Genomic DNA, 19,587 nt, shown 5'->3' with positions numbered 1-19,587 from the left:
TGAACTAACAGGGGCTAAAAGCCCCTGTTTTTATTTCTGCATTATTCTTTAGTTTATTTTATAAACGGAAACGGTGTAAGCCACTTACATTCTACTATCTTTATATTAGGTGTTATGTATATGGTGATTCACTATGTTTTTGCATACCAATGTAGCCACACAACAGGCTACACACACCCTGTTCGGTGTAAACAAAGGCCTGAGTCGTTCCTTCGAGCAACTCAGTTCAGGGCTTCGTATCAACAAAGCGAGTGATGATGCGTCGGGCCTCCAAATCTCTGAGCGCCTTAGCAGTCAAACAATCGGACTCAATCAAGCCGTCGAAAACGCTAATAGCGGGCAAGCGCTGTTACAAGTAGTTGATGGTAGCCTAAGCGAAGTCACTCGCCACTTGAATGACATTCGCACACTGTCTATAGCTTCACAAAACGGCATCTACGGTAAAAGCGACCTAGCTTCTATAAATCAAGAAGTTCAGGCGCACCTCAACGAAATAGCACGTATTGCTGATTCTACTACTTATGCAGGTGAGAAACTTTTTGACGGTAACTTTATCCGCGATTTTGCGATAAGCGCGAACGGCAGCAGCAACATTCGCGTCGATTTAACGCAAGATGGTGATGGGATTGGTCTTGCCGGACTGGGTTTGACGGGGTTTTCAGTATCAGCGTCTGGTCAACAACCTCAAAGCTTGTCAGGGCAGAGTGTATCCGGATCGAGCGCACTAAATGCCGGCGAAGTGATACTTCAAGCGCAGGATAACCCCGGAGAAAAAAGATTGAGCGTTTCAACCGATAGCGGGTTAACGTTTGTAGAGCGGGCTGTTCAGTTAGTGGAAAATCAAGGCGTTAATGCGGCGCTAATTAGCACTACGGCCAACGAAATTTTAGGGCTCAATGCAACAAGCACTAATTTGGTAACAGGCGATGTAATCCTTAATCAGACCAATGCCGATATCCGCGTGGCTACCCCGACAGGTGAGTTTCAAATATCGTCGAGTTTGAACAGCAAAGTTGGACAGTACGATGCGCAAAGTGCACAGCAAAATGGAAGCGCATTAGACATGGTCAATAACGCCATAGAAATTATAGGTGATTTGCGAACAGATATGGGGGCAACGTCAAACCGCTTTTCTTCAGCGCTCAAAAGTATGTCGAGCACGAGCGTAAATTTACAGCGTGCCAGTGCTCAAATAACTCAGTCGGATTTTGCTAGCATTACTGCCCAAGAAACGCGTTTTTCTATTCTACAGAAGGCCAATATCAGTGTCTTAGCAATGGCCAATCAAATGCCACAAAATGTTCTGTTCCTGTTAAATTGAACCTACACTCGAAGTAGTGTGCGGAACGACGACCTTAATGTTCTGAAAAAATGATCATTTCCGCTGTGCGAGCATAGTTTTTTAAGCTCACTATCTCAGTTTCTGTAAAGTCTCTTGGTTCATCAAACAGAAGGCATAAGGTACCTAGTTCATAGCCGTCTTTATTACGTAAAATTGCACCCGCATACGCCCGAATATATGGCTTGCCAGTCACCAACGGGTTATTAGCGAATACTTTGTCAGCTTTTGCATCTGGTACTATTAAATATTCCTCTTCTGCAATGGCATAAGTGCAAAAAGAGATGTTACGGGGGGTTTCTGTAGCGTCCATGCATTGACGCGACTTAAACCATTGACGGTCTTCAGCAACCAGGCTTACCAAGCAGGTTTTAGCACTAAATTCTTCTTGGACTTTTTTAGTAAGCGCATCAAGTTGTTCGCTGGGGGGAGTGTCTAATATATCTAACGATTCCAAAGCAGCAAGACGTGCTTTTTCGTATTCATGATTCATTGTGGGGGTCACGATAAAAAGTGGTTTAACACAAAAACTAATAACCGTCGTAGTTTACCTTTAAATCAGAAAAATACTATCTATTAAGCAGTTATTGTCTAAAACAAGGCATTTTGAGCTGGCTGATTTCTAATTGAAAGGTTGTCTAACCGGTGGGCTATCTCTTCAGCGTTGTACAAATCAATAAACTGTTGCGCCAGCCATGGTGCGTCTTTGTTGTCAGGGCGGTGACAAAAAAAGTACACGTCTTTTCCTTCGCTTTGCCAAAGCTTCACTTTCTTCACCCAGGGCAATAAACAGCGCTGGTTGTCGTCATCAATATCATTACCCACGAAGCGCACAATGGGAGTCTGGCCTGTAGCGATAACGTTAACGGGAACCCGCGGCTTTTTCTGCCTGACTTCTTCTAGCATATCACGCTTATCTGCTCCGCCTGCATCTAAAGACCCGCTAAATAAAGCTCGGGTGTCCATAATAATTCTATTTACACCGTGGCGGATCAAAAGTTGGTTAAGCGCTTTTTCCTCATTACCTTTAGCGAAAAACGCCAGGTGGCGCACTTCAACTGCAATGTTTAATTTTTTAGGTAAGTTTGCTAAAAACGTGTCTAGAACGGGCAGTTTCTCTGGCCCGAAAGAAGCGGGCAGTTGCAGCATCACCACCCCTAACTTGTCTTTTAGTGGGCTCAATAAAGCAAGTTGTTGAGCCACCTCTTCTTCACAATGCTGTAATTGATGAACATGAGTAATGTTCTGATGAAACTTAAAGGTAAATCTAAAATGGTCGGGGACTGAGTCGCACCATCTCGCTACCGCGTCTTCGTGAGGAAGTGAGTAAAACGTGGTATTCCCCTCCACCGTATTACACTCTTTGGCATACAGCGACAGTCCATTATCAGACTTGGGATAATTAGCAAACCAGGTGCTTGGCCAATGGCTGTGTTGCCACATTGGCAAACCAATGTAGAGATTTCCTCGGGATATGGCTGATTTGTGCATATTTGTCATTGGGCTTTATCAAGCATTTGTTTATACTATGCGGCCTTTAAATCATTACATTATGCATGTTGTGGGCGGGCCGGTTAATTGGCCAGCAAGTTTACGCGAATTTTGGCAAAGTCTTAAGCTCAAAAGTAAACGGTTTTGAACGCCAATTCATTGCATGCGAAGCAAGAAGAAAACATCAGGGGTCAAGGACCATGCGCACAGATTACTGTGGGAATATCGATTCATCATACATTGGACAAGAAGTTACCCTTTGCGGGTGGGTTAATAAGCGTCGCGATTTAGGCGGTGTAATTTTCATCGACTTACGCGACCGCGAAGGTATCGTACAAGTGGTGTTCGACCCAGATTTACCAGACGTGCTATCGGTTGCTAACACATTGCGTAGCGAATTCTGCGTAAAGCTAACGGGTAAAGTGCGTGCGCGCCCTGAAGGTCAAGTAAATAAAGACATGCGCACTGGCGAGATTGAGATCCTAGGCACAGGCCTTGAAGTGATCAACAAGTCTGACGTGCTTCCACTGGACTGGAACCAAGAAAACTCCGAAGAACAGCGCCTTCGCTATCGTTATCTAGATCTTCGCCGTCCTGTAATGAGCCAGCGTTTACAATTCCGTGCAAAAGTAACCGGTGCTGTACGTCGCTTCCTAGAAGAAGAAGGTTTCCTTGATATTGAAACCCCTATTCTTACTAAGGCAACGCCAGAAGGTGCACGTGACTACCTAGTGCCAAGCCGCACGCACAAAGGTGAGTTCTTTGCACTTCCGCAATCGCCACAGCTTTTCAAACAGCTTCTGATGATGTCGGGCATGGACCGTTACTATCAAATCGTTAAGTGCTTCCGCGACGAAGACTTACGTGCCGACCGTCAGCCAGAATTTACCCAAATCGATATTGAGACCACGTTCTTAGATGCCGATGGCGTAATGTCTATTACCGAGCGCATGATCCGCGACTTGTTCAACAAAATGCTGGATGTTGATCTTGGCGACTTCCCGCGTATGACTTATGCAGAAGCAATGAAGCGCTTTGGTAGCGACAAGCCCGACTTGCGCAACCCGCTAGAGTTAACAGACGTTGCAGACTTGCTTGCTAACGTTGACTTTAAAGTATTCAGCGGCCCAGCCAACGACCCGAAAGGTCGCGTTGCGGCTATTCGCGTACCTGGCGGCGCGTCACTTTCGCGCAAGCAAATTGACGAATACACCAAGTTCGTAGGTATTTACGGCGCGAAAGGCCTAGCATGGATTAAAGTTAACGATGCTGGCGCAGGTCTTGAAGGACTACAGTCGCCAATCCTTAAATTCCTAACGGAAGACATTACTAACGCAATCATTGAGCGCTCTGGCGCACAAAGTGGCGATATTCTATTGTTCGGTGCAGACAGCTACACCGTGGTTACCGAAGCGATGGGCGCACTTCGTCTTAAGCTTGGTGAAGACTTTGAGCTTCTTGAAGGCGAGTGGAAGCCACTTTGGGTTGTTGACTTCCCAATGTTTGAAGAGTTCGACGGTCAGCTTCACGCTATCCATCATCCGTTTACTGCACCACGTGGTCTAACGCCAGAAGAACTTAAAGCTAACCCAGCTGAAGCCTTATCTGATGCGTACGACATGGTATTGAACGGTGTTGAGTTAGGTGGCGGTTCTGTACGTATTCACAATGAAGACATGCAGTCTACAGTATTCAACATTCTTGGCATTGACGATGAAGAAGCGAAGAACAAATTCGGCTTCTTGCTTGATGCACTTCGCTTTGGTGCGCCACCGCATGCAGGTCTTGCGTTTGGTCTAGACCGTTTGGTAATGCTAATGACGGGCGCAACCTCTATTCGCGATGTAATGGCGTTCCCGAAAACGACCACAGCGGCATGCCCGTTAACATCGGCGCCTAGCCCTGCGAACCCACAGCAGCTTGAAGAGCTCGCTATTGCAACGGTGAAAAAGCAATCGTAATTTATGGCGTATAAGAAGCCTGAATCTGCACTGGTAGTGTTGTATGACCAACACTACCGAGTGCTGCTTTTGCAACGACAAGACGACCCCACCTTCTGGCAGTCGGTAACCGGCGCTTTAGAAGAGGGGGAGTTACCCTTAGAAACGGCATACCGTGAAGTGTGTGAAGAAATTGGTATCGATGCCAAAGCACACGGCTTTGTGGTTAACGACCACGGTAAGCAAAATAAATATGTTATTCGTAGCCGCTGGCTGCACCGTTATCCCCCAGGTACTGTGCACAATACAGAGCACGTATTTTCCCTTCAAATAAACAGTGATTTACCCCTTGTCTTAACAGAACACTTGCAGTACGAATGGGTGTCGAAAGACGAAGCACTGGCGCGTTTATGGTCTCCCTCTAATAAAGAAGCGGTATCTTTGTTTGTACCGAGTGTGCCTTAATGGTTATACTGGGTATAGATCCAGGTTCTCGGATTACAGGCTACGGCATAATAGCGCGAAAGCAAGGTAAGGTAGTGTATGTGGCGAGCGGATGTATTCGCGTTGGCACAACCGATTTGCCTTCGCGTCTTGCTAATATTTTTACTGGCGTTGGCGATATTATTCGCCAATATAAGCCTGAACAGTTTGCTATTGAGCAAGTATTCATGGCGAAAAACCCTGATTCAGCGTTAAAGCTTGGTCAAGCGAGAGGTGCAGCTATCGTTGCAGCCACTCAAGCGCAGCTTCCAGTAGCTGAATACAGCGCAAGGCAAATTAAGCAGTCGGTAGTTGGAAAAGGTGGCGCAGATAAAACGCAAGTTCAGCACATGGTTAAACACCTGTTGAATTTAAGCGGTACACCGCAAGCCGATGCTGCTGACGCCTTAGCCGTTGCCTTATGTCATGCACACACCGAACAGAGCCTAATAAATATGGCAGGACAAGCTCGCAAAACTGTACGCGGACGCTTGCGCTAATCCTGCTCGAAGCTAACGCTTTTACAGAGATTATTCATGATAGGACGAATTCGCGGTACGTTGGCTGAAAAGCAGCCACCAGAAATTCTTGTAGACGTAGCTGGTGTTGGTTACGAAATTCATATGCCCATGACCAGTTTTTACCAGCTGCCAGCAGTTGGTGAGGAAGTGTTGGTATATACACACTTTGTGGTACGTGAAGATGCCCAGCTACTTTTCGGCTTTGCCGATAAAATGGAAAGAGGCTTATTTCGCGAGTTAATAAAAGCTAATGGTGTAGGCCCTAAACTGGGCTTAGCTATTTTATCAGGTATGTCGGCTGGGCAGTTTTTGGCAAGTGTGCAAAATGAAGACGTTTCAGCATTGGTAAGTTTACCGGGCATTGGTAAGAAAACTGCCGAACGTTTAGTGGTCGAACTCAAAGACAGGCTCGCTAAGTTTGGTAAAGCGCAAAGCATTGTGATGCCACCGCCTAGCAGTGACCTGTTATCGAATAACACAATTGTTGAAGTAAACGACGCCCGTGAAGAGGCACAAAGCGCACTTATCGCATTAGGCTATAAGCCAGCGCAGGCCAGTAAGCTGGTTGAAAGTGTATACACTGAAGGTATGGAAAGCGAAGCGGTAATTCGCGATGCCTTAAAAGCCGCTATATAATAGCCCGTAGTGAAGGCAGCGATAATGTCGTTATGCTGTCTTCGTGTTATTCCTTAAAGTAGAACTATCATGATTGAAGCAGACAGACTGATTACGCCTGACGCCAGTACCGAAGACGAGGTGATTGACCGTGCCATTCGCCCTAAAATGTTGGAAGACTACACAGGGCAGCCTCACGTTTGTGAGCAAATGGAAATATTTATTCAGGCGGCACGTAATCGCGATGATGCGCTCGACCATCTACTTATCTTTGGCCCGCCTGGTTTAGGTAAAACAACCTTGGCGAATATTGTGGCTAACGAGATGGGCGTAAACATCAAAACCACTTCAGGGCCTGTGCTAGAGAAAGCTGGGGATCTTGCCGCGCTGCTTACCAACCTAGAGCGCAACGATGTATTGTTCATTGATGAAATACACAGGTTAAGCCCAGTAGTGGAAGAGATTCTTTATCCAGCAATGGAAGACTATCAGCTTGATATTATGATAGGGGAAGGGCCAGCGGCGCGCTCTATTAAGCTCGACCTTCCTCCCTTTACTTTGGTGGGGGCCACCACACGCGCAGGCTCATTAACATCGCCATTACGGGACCGTTTCGGGATTGTACAACGGCTGGAATTTTACAATGTAAAAGACCTTACTAGCATCGTTGCGAGAAGTGCAAGCTATCTTAATTTAGAAATGAATGAGGAAGGCGCTCAAGAAGTGGCACGTCGCTCTAGAGGTACACCGCGTATCGCTAATCGCTTACTTCGCCGTGTTCGAGATTATGCCGAGATTAAATCTGATGGTAGCGTAGGCGCTGATGTCGCTGCTAAAGCCCTCGATATGCTTGATGTAGACAAAGAAGGCTTTGATTACATGGACCGCAAATTGCTTACGGCTATTATTGAAAAGTTTGATGGTGGGCCAGTAGGCTTAGATAATTTGGCCGCTGCCATAGGCGAAGAGAAAGAAACCATAGAAGATGTAATTGAGCCCTTCCTTATTCAACAGGGCTTCTTACAGCGCACGCCACGGGGTCGCATCGTATCACAGCGCGCCTATCTGCACTTTGGCTTTACTCCGTCAGAATAATTCATCGCTTTGTTTAACAGGTAACAGGGTATAGATTTGTATTAATGGCCTAGCTGGATAGCTGGGCTTTTTTAGGCTTAGTAAATAGCGCAAGTCAAACAAATTTATGCTGGAGTAGAAACAAAGTCGGTCGTGGGAGAACAGGAGTATAGAGCGAGTGGCTGGTATAGGTATTGATTCTTTCATTAGAAACAGTCTCAAACTATAGGCAAAAAAAAGCCCGCTCAGAGAGCGGGCTAAAACAACAAGTGTTGAAGGAAATAAATCCAGGGAACTCATGTCTAACAGGAGAAAAAACTCTTGCATGACCGTGCTATGCACCATCACGCTCTGTACGACTGATGCTGTGCATTATAGGGAGAGCAGAAAAAACTACAATTGAGTAAAATTGTTGTTTTGGATTAGAAAAACTAATGTGTTAACTGGGTGTTTCATATTGGTTTATTTTTAATTAAATGTTAGCTTTGGTGGGGCTTGTGGAGTGTTTTTGTTCTGCATTTTGTCGCGCTAATTAGTTATTTTAACTCCGTTTTGGATTATTAAATTTTTGGGTAAGGGAATAGTTATGCATTTACATCAGGTAAGAGTGTATTACGAAGACACCGACGCAGGCGGTATCGTCTATTATGCGAATTACCTTAAGTTTATGGAGCGAGCGCGCACAGAGTGGCTTCGCGAGCTAGGTTTTGAACAAGACACGCTGATGGAACAATCCATCGCTTTTGTCGTCAAACACGTTGAAATGCATAACTATGCGCCAGCGCGGTTTAATCAGCTGTTGAGTATTGAAACTCGCGTTGTAGAATTGAAAGGCGCTAGTATGACGTTTCAACAAAATATTAAAAATGAACAAGGCGTTACCTTAGTATCAGGAAATATTAAGGTTGCCTGCGTCGATTTGGCTGTAATGAAGCCAAAAAGATTACCACGTACTTTGTTAGGGGAAATTTCGCGTGTCATCTGATCTCACTTTTATTGGCTTGTTCTTACAAGCAAGCTTTATTGTTCAACTTGTTATGCTTTTACTTTTTAGCGTTTCAGTTGCGTCTTGGACTTTCATATTTCAACGCAGCAAAGCGTTGTCGGCGGCACGCAACGAAATGCGTCAGTTTGAAGATAAGTTCTGGTCAGGCGCTGACCTGAATCGTCTTTATCAAGAGCTTTCGGCAAGAACTAACCTAACCGGTATGGGCAGCATTTTCTGTTCAGGTTTTAAAGAGTTTGTTCGCCTGCGCAAGTCAAACACGGCAACTAATGGCATTGTTGACGGTACTTACCGTGCTATGCGTGTTTCTATGTCACGTCAAGTTGAAGAACTAGAAAGTCGTCTACCTTTTTTAGCTACTGCAGGCTCTATCAGTCCTTACATCGGTCTTTTCGGAACAGTGTGGGGAATAATGAATGCCTTCATCGCGTTAGGTGAAGTACAGCAAGCTACCCTTGCAATGGTAGCGCCTGGTATTGCAGAGGCGCTTATTGCAACTGCCATTGGTCTATTTGCAGCTATTCCAGCTGTAATTGCATACAACCGTTTTAGTCACCAAGTTGAGAAGCTAGAAAATAGCTATGGCAACTTCATGGAAGAGTTCTCGGCAATTCTTCATCGCCAAGCGGTTGCTGCGCAAGCACAACAACAAGCCTAAGCGTTTACATTCCAAACGGAGGACTTGTTATGTATGTAAGAAAACGCCGCAGACCGGTATCAGAGATAAACGTTGTACCCTACATCGATGTGATGTTAGTGCTACTTATTATCTTCATGGTAACGGCGCCACTTATTTCGCAAGGGGTAAAAGTTGACTTGCCTAAAGCAAGTGCTAACCCAATCGAGCAAGAAGATAACCCACCCATTATTGCGTCAGTAGATGTTAAAGGCCGTTACTTTTTAAATGTTGGTGAAGACCAAGAATCACCAATCAGTGAAGATGAGCTGGGTGCCATAGTGAAAGCGCAGTTAACCAAAGAGCCTAACACGCCTGTTGTTGTGAAAGGTGATGGGCAGGTGGCGTACAACGAAGTGATACAGTTAATGGTATTGTTGCAACAAGCTGGTGTGCCTTCAGTAGGGTTAATGACGGATCCGGTTGAGTAAAATAGATATGTCGAAACCTGAAGTGTCCAACAGCACTGAGCACAAAAATGCTTCTTCGAAAGAAGGAGAGCGCCTGGGGGCGAAACAAAAAGGTAACAAGAAAAGTAAAATGACGCCTGAACAACTTGGTTTATACAAGTCGTTAGGTTTGCATGCCATTATTGCTGCACTGTTACTTATTAGCGTCAGTTTCTCGCCCGAGCCGCTGCCTAACGCTCCCTCTAATGCGCCGGTAATTGAAGCAACCTTCATTGATGCGCAAGCTATAGCCGACCAGAAGAAGGCCCAGGCACAAGCCGAGGCGCAGGCGCGAGCCCAAGAGCGAGAGAAGCAAAGAAAAGCACAAGCGGCAGCTGAGAAAAAGCGTCAACAGCAGCTAGCAGCTAAGCGTGCGAAAGAAAAGCGTGAGGCTGAGGCTGCCGAGGCAAAAAGACAAAAAGAGTTAGAACGCCTTGCTGCGCAGAAGGAACAAGAGCGCAAGGAACGTGAAGCAAAAGCGAAAGCTGAAGCCGAGCGGAAGAAGAAAGAAGCGGCTGAACGTGCAGAGATGGAAAGAATCATGCAAGAGCAGTTAGCGCAAGAGCAAGCGGCTCAGCGAGAGCGTAGACGAAAGCAAGTGTTAACTGAAGTTGAGCGCTACACTGCGCTAATTCAGCAAACTATCAAGCGCAACTTGTATTCTGACGACAGCTATAGCGGTAAAACTTGCCGCTTGAATATACGGCTGGCTACCACAGGTTTTGTAACCAGTATTCGTGTACTTGGCGGTAACGACGCGCTATGCCGCGCAGCAGAGAGTGCAGTACGCCGTGCAGAAAAGCTACCTGTGTCAGATGCACCCGATGTTTACGAGCAGCTAAAAGACATAACTTTAAAAGTGGAATTATAGTGGTATGAAAAAACTAGGTTTATGGATAGCGCTTATTTCGATGGCCTTTAGTGTCAAAGTATTTGCATCCTTAGAAATTGTAATAACCGAGGGCGTAGATAGCGCCCGGCCAATCGGTGTTGTGCCATTTAAGTGGAAAGGGCAAGGCAGTATGCCAGGCGACATTTCTAAAGTGGTGATGGCTGATTTGATGCGAAGCGGTAAGTTTAACCCGGTCTCTGTAGATAAAATGCCACAGTATCCAGAAACCGCTGAGCAAGTGTCTTTCACCGCATGGGCAACGCTTGGTGTTGATACCGTATTAGTGGGAAGCATTGAGCCTCAAGGCGGCGATCGCTTTCTTGTATCGTATGAGCTGATTGATGTCCTCAAAGGGCAAGTTGACAATGGCCAAGCTAAGGTACTTAAAGACGGCAACTTAGTATCGAGTAACAATCATGTTCTTGCTTCCCGTCAGGCCGTAATCAACGGACGAGATTTTCGCCAGTATGCGCATCGAATTAGCGACATCGTCTATGAAAAATTAACCGGCGTTCGCGGTGCATTTTTAACGAAAATTGCTTATGTCATTGTTCGCGACCGCGATACCGTGGACAAGCCCTATCAATTAGTGATTGCAGATTATGATGGCGAGAACGAAACCCGTTTGTTGTCGTCACCTGAGCCACTTATGTCGCCGGTATGGTCACCTGACGGCGAGAAGTTAGCTTATGTAAGCTTTGAAAACCGAAGACCACAAATATTCATTCAAGATATTTACACCAGTGAGCGTACACGCATTACTGATTTTCCTGGAATAAACAGTAGTCCTACATTTTCGCCAGATGGCAAGCAACTTGCTATGGTTTTATCGAAAGATGGAAACCCTGAACTCTATGTGATGGACTTAGCGACGAAAAACCTTCGCCGAGTCACGCGCAATAGAGCGATTGATACGGAGCCTGCGTGGCTACCCGATGGCAGCGGTTTAATATTTAGCTCGGAACGGGGTGGTAAACCCCAGATATATAGCGTAAATTTAAATTCTGGGAAAGTAAGGCGCGTTACCTTCGTAGGTGAGCAGAACCTTGGCGGTACGCTAACCCCTGACGGCAAGCAAATGATCATGGTTAACCAAACTAATGGGAACTATCACATTGCTAAGCAGTCTTTGGATGGTGGTTCACCTCAAGTACTGACACGGACGTACTTAGATGAATCACCAAGTGTAGCGCCGAATGGAAGCATGATTATTTACAGCACCCTTCACGAGGGGACTCAAGTACTATCACTGGTCTCTTTAGATGGGCGTTTTAAAGCTAGGTTACCAGCAGCCAATGGGCAAGTTAAATCGCCAAGTTGGTCACCATTTTTGTTCTAACAATTTAACGACTAAACAATAAAATTTAAGGATTAGTAGGATGCAAATGAATAAAGTGATGAAGAGCTTCATTATCGCATTGCCAGTAGTGACAATGATGGCATGTTCTTCAGGCCCTAGCGAAGAAGAATTGGCAGCTGAACGTAACCGTCTTGCACAAGAACAAGCGGCTGCAGAAGCAGAAGCACGTGAAGCAGAAGCGCAGCGCGTTAAAGCCGAAGCGGCTCAGCGCATGAAGCGTCAAGAAGAAATGGTTCAGCAAGAAATGGAAGCGCTGAAAAACGAGCAAACCGTTTACTTTGACTTTGACCGCTCAAGCATCAAGCCAGAGTTCCAGCGTATTCTAGACAAACATGCGGCGTTCTTGGTTAAAAACCCAAGCACTAAAGTGACTATCGAAGGTCACACTGACAGCCGTGGTACACCTGAGTACAACATCGCACTTGGCGAGCGTCGTGCACAGTCTGTTGAGACTTATCTACTTAATGCTGGTGTAAGCAGCAGCCAAGTAACAGTGGTTTCATACGGTGAAGAAAAACCAGCAGTGATGGGTTCTACTGAGTATGCATTTGCTCAAAACCGTCGCGGAGTGGTTGTTTACCGCTAATGACTATTCTAGCGAATAAGACATTAAAAATGGGCGTCACTTTATGTGCCGCCCTTGCTGTTTCTACCGCATTTGCGCAAGCGCCCGTGGTAGACGCTAATGGCGGCAGTGAATTAGAGCAGCGTATCGTTGTACTAGAGCGCATTGTGAAAAGCCGAACTGAAATGCAGCACAGGCTTCAAACGCAGCTAGACAACATGCAAATGGAAGTCGACCAGCTACGCGGTGCGGTTGAAGTGAATACCAACGAGCTTCAAAAAGTACTTGAGCGTCAGCGTGAGCTTTACCTTGAAATAGATAAGCGCGTAGAAGCCCTTAAGCAAAGTGGTGCGCTTCAAGGTAGTGCTATGCCTAGTGCAGGTGTTGACCCAGGCTCGGTAAGTTCAACGTCTTCACCAACGCCAGCACAAGCGCTTACGCCACAGGCTGGTGAAGATGAAGCGTATGAAAATGCAGTGAACCTCATCCTCAAGTCTAAAGAGTACGATAAGGCCATTCCTGCGTTTCAGTCGTTCATTTCGCGCTTTCCAAACAGTGGTTACGCGCCAAATGCGCATTACTGGTTAGGGCAGTTGTTGTTTAATAAGCAGCAATGGAGTGAGGCAAGTGAGCAATTCAATATTGTTGCTAATCGCTTTACCGACTCTACTAAGCGCCCTGACGCTCTGTTGAAGCTTGGTGTGATTGCCGAACGTACGGGAGACAGTGCAACGGCTCGACAGCTATTTCAACAAGTCGTAAATGAATATCCAGATTCTTCAGCAAAACGCCTAGCTGAACCTAGATTAAATAACTTGTAATGAACAAAGCCTCTTTTAAAGAGGCTTTTTTATACATTAAACAAAAAAATTTTCAAAATATTCCGCTTTAGCGACCTAAAATTAATGCTCCAATTTTTACTGAGTTTCGTAGAAAAGTGACTAAACTCATTTAGCGCTGGTATAAATACCCAGCGATTTGTTTTCATTTTGACCGTTTAGTCGTAATTTGACAGAAAAATGAAAATAAAAGGACGTTATGGGTTGCGTCGAATAAAAATCTGAGTATTATATGCCGCCGTTGCCAAGACACAGGCAACAACAGGAAAGAAAGGGTCGTTAGCTCAGTTGGTAGAGCAGTTGACTTTTAATCAATTGGTCGCTGGTTCGAATCCAGCACGACCCACCACTTTCTCTCCTAGCATCAAATGATGGGTCGTTAGCTCAGTTGGTAGAGCAGTTGACTTTTAATCAATTGGTCGCTGGTTCGAATCCAGCACGACCCACCATCATTTGAATTGCTAAACTTATCTGTGTGTCACTTGATGGGTCGTTAGCTCAGTTGGTAGAGCAGTTGACTTTTAATCAATTGGTCGCTGGTTCGAATCCAGCACGACCCACCATCAAGTCCCAAACTCAAATATTCCTTTTTTAAATAATCTCCTCAGTACAAAACGCTAATGCTTATTGCGTTTAAAACGCTACTCATCTCATTTTTACTTTGATCTGGTTTACCTAACCCCATGTAGTAGAACAGGTAAGCACAAATACGACTATTTAATTACGCTTATGTTGAATAGGTAGTATGTAATTTTTATGACAGTTGGGTATAATCCGCACCCTTGTCGCAACAGAGATGTAGGTTAATGTCAGTAGCATTTCGAGTGGATCAGGTAGAGTACCCGTTCCCAGCAAAACCACAGCCATTATCAGAAGCACGTAAAGCTGAGTTAAAGGCAGAGATCAAAGCCTTACTTAAGGCTCGTAACGCTGTGCTTGTCGCACACTATTACACCGACCACGAAATTCAGGCGCTTGCTGAAGAAACTGGCGGTTGTGTAGCTGACTCGTTAGAAATGGCGCGATTTGGTAGAGATGTAGAAGAGCAAACGTTAATTGTTGCTGGCGTTCGTTTTATGGGCGAAACGGCGAAAATTCTTAGCCCGGAAAAAACCGTACTAATGCCTACCCTTGAAGCGACCTGTTCCCTTGATATTGGTTGCCCGGTAAAAGAGTTCAGCGAGTTTTGTGATCAACATCCTGATCACACCGTTGTGGTTTACGCGAATACTTCGGCCGCTGTGAAAGCACGCGCTGATTGGGTAGTAACGTCAAGCATTGCCCTTGAAATCGTTGAGCATTTAGACAGCCAGGGCAAAAAGATCATTTGGGGCCCTGACAGACACCTAGGCTCTTACATTGCTAAGCAAACCGGTGCTGACATGTTAATGTGGCAGGGCGAATGTATTGTCCATGATGAATTCTCTGCACAGAAGCTTGCCGATATGAAGGCGCTATATCCAAACGCAGCGGTTCTGGTTCACCCTGAATCACCCGCAAGTGTGGTAGAGATGGCAGATGCAGTTGGCTCAACCAGTCAGCTAATAAAAGCTTCGCAAACCATGGAAAACGACACCTTTATTGTTGCTACCGATAAAGGCATCTTTTACAAGATGCAACAACTTACTCCAGAGAAGACGTTTATAGAGGCTCCAACGGGCGGTAACGGCGCTACCTGTAAAAGTTGTGCTCACTGCCCTTGGATGGCAATGAACGGCTTAGAAGCGATTAAGGCGTCTTTAACGGGCGAAACTGATGGGCATGAAATCTTTGTTGATGATGAATTGCGTAAAGGCGCACTGATTCCACTTGATCGCATGCTTAACTTTTCAGCCGAGCTAAAAGCGAAAGGCGGACTTTAACCGCACGTTTTATAAGCACTTGCTGAATATTTTCCAGCAAGTTCTTGATTAAGCGCGCGGCTTTACCTACTATACGCGCGCTCAAGGGTTTTCGTCGTTGAAATCTTCTTGATACAAAATTTGGAGAGATGGCTGAGTGGCTGAAGGCGCACGCCTGGAAAGTGTGTATACGTTTATAGCGTATCGAGGGTTCGAATCCCTCTCTCTCCGCCAAATACTAAGAACCGGCTTTACGCCGGTTTTTTTGTGCCTAAATCAACGATCCCTGAAATGAGGTGTTTGCTATCTTTCATGTCTGCCAACCCAACTCTATTACATGGATTCCGAAATGTTTATCAACGGTGGATTGGTTCTTGGGTTCGTACAGACAACAGGCTCTACCACGCTAGCATACAAACTTAAACTTTAGTCAACTTCTGGCACGGTTTGTCCTACCCGTGCCCAATATAATCCGCCAAAATGTTAATCATTAATAGTCCTAGCGAATGCAATAGTAATTGCTCTCTATAACAACTTAAGGCTCAATTTGCCAATAGCGTTTTTTTTCGAAACCTCAACACTTACTAGTTAATTGAGAGTTTTATCAATATTGAGGTGCTTTTTTAAAGAAGAGAATGGGATATTAACAAGCAGGTCATTGTCTTGTTACCTTTTGACATGAGAAATTAACTTGTTATCTGGATTTTCAATCATACGTTTGAAAGGCTATACGCTAAGGAAGATATCGTTGAATGGTTTTCAAAGATAGTTTGTTTTTTATAATTTGCTGTAGTTTTTCTTATGGTGTTAATTTTAGATTGTATAAATCAACTTTTATTTCACTTATTTTTCTTTAAATAATGTTTTAATAAGGTGTTTTTGATAAATATTGCGTGAGATTTTCTTGCGCTGCCCAATTTTTTCTAAGGCAAAATGGTTATAAGTGAGTTAGCAAATTTACTATAATGTATTTACGGATGAATATAACATTTTTTTTAGTAATATACTGATTTATATTAGTTAAATGGCATATTGGTTCTCTCGTCTGTTTCCCTTTTTAAGTGACTTCTTCCCAAGTTTTGAACCAATATGGTGCGCTCTTTTTAAGTGATATTTAATATTGTTTTTATTTAGTTCTGTTTATATGTTGTTCGCCGAAAATTATCGATGATTTAAAGTGTAATCGCGTATTTTAGAAAATATGGTTCTTATCGTGCAATTGTAATTGGCGAGGCGATTAAACTAGCTATTAACTGTAGCGGTATTCGTTTCCAAATTTATTTTTGTTAATAGGGACTTTTATGAAAAAAACTTTAATATTTCTGGCTATCGTTTTAACAGGTTGTAATGACGGCGGTAAAGCTACTTCAGATGACGACGAAAACGCTTTTAACATAGTCGGAGCTTCGATTTCGGACATTCACAGCGCTATATCAAAAAAAGAGACAACCTGCGAAGAAATTATTGAGGCGCAGATGGACAGAATAAATGCTCTGGATAGAATGGGACCTGAACTAAATTCCCTACTATATATCAACGAAAATGCACTTGAAGAAGCAATTGCTCTTGACGAGTCCTTCGAAGAAACTAAGGAATTGCGACCATTGCACTGTATCGCAGTTACTTTAAAAGATAATGTTAACACAAACGATATGCCAACAACGGGCGGGGCACTAGCTAATAATCAGCCAGTAGAAAATGCGTATATTGCAAAAAAAATAATTGAAGCTGGCGGGATTATCATTGGTAAGGCAAACCTTCATGAATATGCGTTTGGTTATACAGGTGGAAGCCTCTTAGGCGGCATCCCTAGAAATGCCTATGATTTGTCAAAGGGACCAGGAGGTTCTTCTTCTGGAACAGGAACATCAGTAGCTGCAAGTTTAGCAGTTATGGGAATTGGGACTGATACAGGGGGCTCAATTCGTGTACCGTCAAGCGTACAAGGGTTAATCGGCTTACGTCCGTCCATGAGACTAGTATCGCAAGATGGGATTATGCCTTTGGCTCCTTTTCAAGACACCGCTGGACCCATGTGTAAGCACGTAGAAGATTGTGCAATCTTTTTGAGTGTTATTACGGGGTTTGATGATAGCCAATATAGCGGGCAGAGAGAAGACTATTCAATTGATGCTCCATTGATGACTAACCCAGCACAGTATGAAGTTGAAACTGGAGTTACTAACTATGGCAAATCCCTAGATATAAATGCTTTTGAAGGGGCGAGAGTTGGTGTTATTCGCGACTTATTTGGAGATGGTGATAGTCCTGAAAACTTAGAAGTACAACGAATTATGAACATTGCAATAGACAATATGAGGTTACTAGGCGCTGTTGTAGAAGATGTAACGGTTCCCGAGCTTGAAGATTCACTGACAAGTTATGTTAGTTTGTCGCGTTATGAATTTTCATATAGCCTTACAGACTATCTATCTTCTTGGCCATCTAATGAAGACCTACACTATCGTAGTTTTGATGAGGTATATTCTAGTGGAGAATATTTAGAGCGAAGCGAAGGCAGCTTTTCGTTTTATGCACTACTAGGCGAAGATCGATGGAATGATGACGTCTACTTAAAAAACGTATATGAACGACCTGCAGTAGTAAGAGAGAGATTTTCACGAGCCTTAAATAATACTGACCAATACGGGGATAGATTAGGTGTAGCATACGATATTCTAATTTATCCTTCGATAACTGGTTTAGCTGGTATCTATGGAAGTAGTCCGACATCGACTGGCTCTGCTAACCGAATAAGCCCCTTTACTGGTTTTCCTGCTCTGACTATGCCAGTAGGCTACTCGGAAATAGACTCGGAAGCACCATTACCGGTAGGCTTAGAAATGCTAGGTCGAGAATTTAGTGAAGCTGAACTATTGTCTTTTGCTTTTGCATATGAACAAGCATATCACCCTAGACAGGAACCAGTAATAACACCTGATATGTCACCACCAATTTTAAATGAAGAGGCGTCGTATAATAGTGGGTCTATGATTGGAGTGTTAAGTGGAAGCAATTCCAATTAAAATTTTCTAAACTGATCGAAAGCACAACCTTGTTCTCAAGGGGGTGCTTCCGTCAGAAGTAACTTCTGTATTTAACTAGACTTAAGCAATTATAAATAAAGCTTTTAAAATAAGTCGTCACCCATATCCGCCTACTCTTGATCTTCCACGTACAGGTTTAGGTATCTCTACTACGTAGTATTCGCAATTTTTTATTGTTTTCTACGGAGCACATTTCCATGGTATCTCGAAGGAGTTTCATCAAAGCTGGGGCTGCGCTAGGCCTCACATCAGCAGTAAGTTCTACCGCACTCGCGGACAAACTCAAAGTCAAAGCGTCATCTGGTGAGGTTATGCCGACCAGAGGGCTCTACAATAGTCACGAAATGTTACCCGTAAACAGGCCAGGGGACAGTAAAAGGTACCGCCCTCTATCGCGTATGGGGCTGGGAGGCTTGGCCGCTGGCAATGGTTTCAATACCATATCGCCAGATGAGGAAATACTGAGTATGCTTCACGCAGCTTGGGATTCAGGAATACGTTACTTCGATACCTCACCGTTTTATGGCTTAAGCCTAAGTGAACGCAGGTTTGGTGACTTATTACGTAACAAAAGTCGCGACGACTATGTCTTATCATCTAAGGTTGGTCGACTACTTACGCCTTCTTCAGAGCCTCTTGAGAAAAAGTGGCATTGGGCAGACCATTCACCCTTTCACTACAAATATGACTACACAGCATCAGGTACCCGACGTTCGATAGAAGACACCTTACATCGTATTGGCGTGTCGTCTTTAGATATAGTCTATATCCACGACCTTTCTCCACAAAACAGCGATATGGGCGAGGACTGGGTAAAGTATTACGACGAAGCTGTTAAAGGCGCAATGCCAGAGCTTTCAAAAATGCGTGACGAAGGCATCATAAAAGCATGGGGGTTTGGTATAAATACACCTGAGGCTGTTTATAAATCACTTGAAGATTCAGACCCTGACATATTTTTACTCGCACTGCAGTATTCATTGCTCGACCATGAAGTTGCGTTACAGAAAACCTTTCCTATGATTGAAAAGCGCGACATGTCAGTGGTAGTGGGGGCTCCACTTAACGGTGGTTACCTGGCTGGACGTGATAGATTCAACTACGACAGCGCAATACCTGAAAAAATGAAGCAAAAATATGCTGCAATCAGCAATATTGCTTATAAGTATGGTATCGACATGAAGACGGCGGCGTTACAGTTCGCAGAAGCGCCAGAAGTTGTTTCAGCAATTATTCCTGGTGCAAGAACGGCAGAGCAAATACACGAAAATGTAGCTGCAATGAAGGTCAAAATACCCAACGATTTTTGGAGTGAGCTCAAGGGAGAGGGTCTTATCGCGCAAGCGGCACCAGTTCCTAACGCTTAAAAACATTAAAGGGCCATATTGGCCCTTTAAATTATGTGCTACTTATTGGACTACGTATTCGTGTTCTTACACTTCACCCAGC

Annotated in this window: 18 protein-coding genes and 4 tRNA genes; 20 read left to right on the top strand and 2 right to left on the bottom strand. The window is 44.4% G+C overall.

Translation table 11 applies throughout. The features are described 5' to 3' along the window. The first annotated feature begins 133 nt into the window (after window positions 1-133). Complete coding sequence (locus ACYTPF_RS03710) at window positions 134-1,321, top strand: flagellin N-terminal helical domain-containing protein (protein ID WP_461851253.1); 1,188 nt, start codon at window positions 134-136, stop codon at window positions 1,319-1,321. Window positions 1,322-1,355: 34 nt separating this feature from the next. Here the strand turns inward: ACYTPF_RS03710 and ACYTPF_RS03705 are convergent, their stop codons facing one another. Further along, the gene (locus ACYTPF_RS03705; protein ID WP_461851252.1) at window positions 1,356-1,832 is read right to left on the bottom strand and encodes a GAF domain-containing protein; all 477 of its coding nucleotides are present in this window, start codon (window positions 1,830-1,832) and stop codon (window positions 1,356-1,358) included. 98 nt (window positions 1,833-1,930) lie between these two features. Beyond that, the gene (locus ACYTPF_RS03700; protein WP_461851251.1) at window positions 1,931-2,830 is read right to left on the bottom strand and encodes a DUF72 domain-containing protein; all 900 of its coding nucleotides are present in this window, start codon (window positions 2,828-2,830) and stop codon (window positions 1,931-1,933) included. Window positions 2,831-3,030: 200 nt separating this feature from the next. On the opposite strand from ACYTPF_RS03700, the gene aspS reads away from it, so the two are divergent. The 19 genes from aspS to ACYTPF_RS03605 all read left to right on the top strand — a co-directional run bounded on the left by aspS (window position 3,031) and on the right by ACYTPF_RS03605 (window position 19,505). Next, entirely contained in the window at window positions 3,031-4,791 is a 1,761-nt protein-coding gene (gene aspS / locus ACYTPF_RS03695; RefSeq protein ID WP_461851250.1) for an aspartate--tRNA ligase, read from the top strand. A gap of 3 nt (window positions 4,792-4,794) precedes the next feature. Beyond that, window positions 4,795-5,235, top strand: a complete 441-nt coding sequence (nudB, locus tag ACYTPF_RS03690; RefSeq protein WP_461851249.1) for a dihydroneopterin triphosphate diphosphatase — start codon at window positions 4,795-4,797, stop codon at window positions 5,233-5,235. Continuing rightward, window positions 5,235-5,753 carry a crossover junction endodeoxyribonuclease RuvC gene (gene ruvC, locus ACYTPF_RS03685; RefSeq protein ID WP_461851248.1) on the top strand — a complete coding sequence of 173 codons (519 nt, stop codon included), beginning with the start codon at window positions 5,235-5,237 and terminating at the stop codon, window positions 5,751-5,753. The genes nudB and ruvC overlap by 1 nt, the downstream gene beginning before the upstream one ends. Before the next feature lie 36 nt (window positions 5,754-5,789). Beyond that, on the top strand, window positions 5,790-6,410 hold the full coding sequence (gene ruvA / locus ACYTPF_RS03680) for a Holliday junction branch migration protein RuvA (protein WP_461851247.1): 621 nt from the start codon (window positions 5,790-5,792) through the stop codon (window positions 6,408-6,410). Window positions 6,411-6,479: 69 nt separating this feature from the next. Further along, window positions 6,480-7,484 carry a Holliday junction branch migration DNA helicase RuvB gene (gene ruvB, locus ACYTPF_RS03675; RefSeq protein WP_179982833.1) on the top strand — a complete coding sequence of 335 codons (1,005 nt, stop codon included), beginning with the start codon at window positions 6,480-6,482 and terminating at the stop codon, window positions 7,482-7,484. Between the two features lie 565 nt (window positions 7,485-8,049). Then, window positions 8,050-8,448 carry a tol-pal system-associated acyl-CoA thioesterase gene (gene ybgC, locus ACYTPF_RS03670; RefSeq protein ID WP_024015995.1) on the top strand — a complete coding sequence of 133 codons (399 nt, stop codon included), beginning with the start codon at window positions 8,050-8,052 and terminating at the stop codon, window positions 8,446-8,448. After that, window positions 8,438-9,127: a protein TolQ gene (gene tolQ / locus ACYTPF_RS03665; protein ID WP_461851246.1), complete on the top strand. Its 690-nt coding sequence runs from the start codon at window positions 8,438-8,440 to the stop codon at window positions 9,125-9,127. The genes ybgC and tolQ overlap by 11 nt, the downstream gene beginning before the upstream one ends. Window positions 9,128-9,156: 29 nt before the next feature. Then, window positions 9,157-9,576, top strand: coding sequence for a protein TolR (gene tolR / locus ACYTPF_RS03660; protein ID WP_025254601.1), 420 nt, complete (start codon window positions 9,157-9,159; stop codon window positions 9,574-9,576). Window positions 9,577-9,685: 109 nt separating this feature from the next. Next, on the top strand, window positions 9,686-10,465 hold the full coding sequence (tolA, locus tag ACYTPF_RS03655; RefSeq protein ID WP_420000788.1) for a cell envelope integrity protein TolA: 780 nt from the start codon (window positions 9,686-9,688) through the stop codon (window positions 10,463-10,465). A 4-nt stretch (window positions 10,466-10,469) separates the two neighbouring features. Next, window positions 10,470-11,825 carry a Tol-Pal system beta propeller repeat protein TolB gene (gene tolB, locus ACYTPF_RS03650; RefSeq protein WP_461851245.1) on the top strand — a complete coding sequence of 452 codons (1,356 nt, stop codon included), beginning with the start codon at window positions 10,470-10,472 and terminating at the stop codon, window positions 11,823-11,825. A gap of 40 nt (window positions 11,826-11,865) precedes the next feature. Further along, on the top strand, window positions 11,866-12,432 hold the full coding sequence (gene pal / locus ACYTPF_RS03645) for a peptidoglycan-associated lipoprotein Pal (protein ID WP_014948870.1): 567 nt from the start codon (window positions 11,866-11,868) through the stop codon (window positions 12,430-12,432). Further along, window positions 12,432-13,232, top strand: coding sequence for a tol-pal system protein YbgF (gene ybgF / locus ACYTPF_RS03640; RefSeq protein ID WP_179982836.1), 801 nt, complete (start codon window positions 12,432-12,434; stop codon window positions 13,230-13,232). Before pal ends, ybgF begins: the two co-directional genes overlap by 1 nt. Window positions 13,233-13,523: 291 nt before the next feature. Next, window positions 13,524-13,599, top strand: a tRNA-Lys gene (locus ACYTPF_RS03635). A 24-nt stretch (window positions 13,600-13,623) separates the two neighbouring features. Further along, window positions 13,624-13,699 (top strand) — tRNA-Lys (locus tag ACYTPF_RS03630). A gap of 38 nt (window positions 13,700-13,737) precedes the next feature. Then, window positions 13,738-13,813: transfer RNA gene (locus ACYTPF_RS03625), tRNA-Lys, on the top strand. 243 nt (window positions 13,814-14,056) lie between these two features. Then, complete coding sequence (nadA, locus tag ACYTPF_RS03620) at window positions 14,057-15,112, top strand: quinolinate synthase NadA (protein ID WP_461851244.1); 1,056 nt, start codon at window positions 14,057-14,059, stop codon at window positions 15,110-15,112. Window positions 15,113-15,234: 122 nt separating this feature from the next. Then, window positions 15,235-15,325 (top strand) — tRNA-Ser (locus tag ACYTPF_RS03615). 1,067 nt (window positions 15,326-16,392) lie between these two features. Then, on the top strand, window positions 16,393-18,117 hold the full coding sequence (locus tag ACYTPF_RS03610) for an amidase (protein ID WP_461851243.1): 1,725 nt from the start codon (window positions 16,393-16,395) through the stop codon (window positions 18,115-18,117). 218 nt (window positions 18,118-18,335) lie between these two features. Then, entirely contained in the window at window positions 18,336-19,505 is a 1,170-nt protein-coding gene (locus ACYTPF_RS03605) for an aldo/keto reductase (RefSeq protein WP_461851242.1), read from the top strand. Window positions 19,506-19,587: the final 82 nt, after the last annotated feature.

The organism is Alteromonas sp. HB246098 (genome assembly GCF_054890645.1).
Note: the sequence above shows the minus strand (reverse complement) of the source record. Positions and strands in the feature narration are given on the sequence as shown.

Coding starts and splice junctions, on each gene's coding strand:
- ACYTPF_RS03710 (WP_461851253.1), top strand. CDS start 134: ATGTTTTTGCATACCAATGTAGCCACACAACAGGCTACACACACCCTG.
- ACYTPF_RS03705 (WP_461851252.1), bottom strand. CDS start 1,832: ATGAATCATGAATACGAAAAAGCACGTCTTGCTGCTTTGGAATCGTTA.
- ACYTPF_RS03700 (WP_461851251.1), bottom strand. CDS start 2,830: ATGCACAAATCAGCCATATCCCGAGGAAATCTCTACATTGGTTTGCCA.
- aspS (WP_461851250.1), top strand. CDS start 3,031: ATGCGCACAGATTACTGTGGGAATATCGATTCATCATACATTGGACAA.
- nudB (WP_461851249.1), top strand. CDS start 4,795: ATGGCGTATAAGAAGCCTGAATCTGCACTGGTAGTGTTGTATGACCAA.
- ruvC (WP_461851248.1), top strand. CDS start 5,235: ATGGTTATACTGGGTATAGATCCAGGTTCTCGGATTACAGGCTACGGC.
- ruvA (WP_461851247.1), top strand. CDS start 5,790: ATGATAGGACGAATTCGCGGTACGTTGGCTGAAAAGCAGCCACCAGAA.
- ruvB (WP_179982833.1), top strand. CDS start 6,480: ATGATTGAAGCAGACAGACTGATTACGCCTGACGCCAGTACCGAAGAC.
- ybgC (WP_024015995.1), top strand. CDS start 8,050: ATGCATTTACATCAGGTAAGAGTGTATTACGAAGACACCGACGCAGGC.
- tolR (WP_025254601.1), top strand. CDS start 9,157: ATGTATGTAAGAAAACGCCGCAGACCGGTATCAGAGATAAACGTTGTA.
- tolA (WP_420000788.1), top strand. CDS start 9,686: ATGACGCCTGAACAACTTGGTTTATACAAGTCGTTAGGTTTGCATGCC.
- tolB (WP_461851245.1), top strand. CDS start 10,470: ATGAAAAAACTAGGTTTATGGATAGCGCTTATTTCGATGGCCTTTAGT.
- pal (WP_014948870.1), top strand. CDS start 11,866: ATGCAAATGAATAAAGTGATGAAGAGCTTCATTATCGCATTGCCAGTA.
- ybgF (WP_179982836.1), top strand. CDS start 12,432: ATGACTATTCTAGCGAATAAGACATTAAAAATGGGCGTCACTTTATGT.
- nadA (WP_461851244.1), top strand. CDS start 14,057: ATGTCAGTAGCATTTCGAGTGGATCAGGTAGAGTACCCGTTCCCAGCA.
- ACYTPF_RS03610 (WP_461851243.1), top strand. CDS start 16,393: ATGAAAAAAACTTTAATATTTCTGGCTATCGTTTTAACAGGTTGTAAT.
- ACYTPF_RS03605 (WP_461851242.1), top strand. CDS start 18,336: ATGGTATCTCGAAGGAGTTTCATCAAAGCTGGGGCTGCGCTAGGCCTC.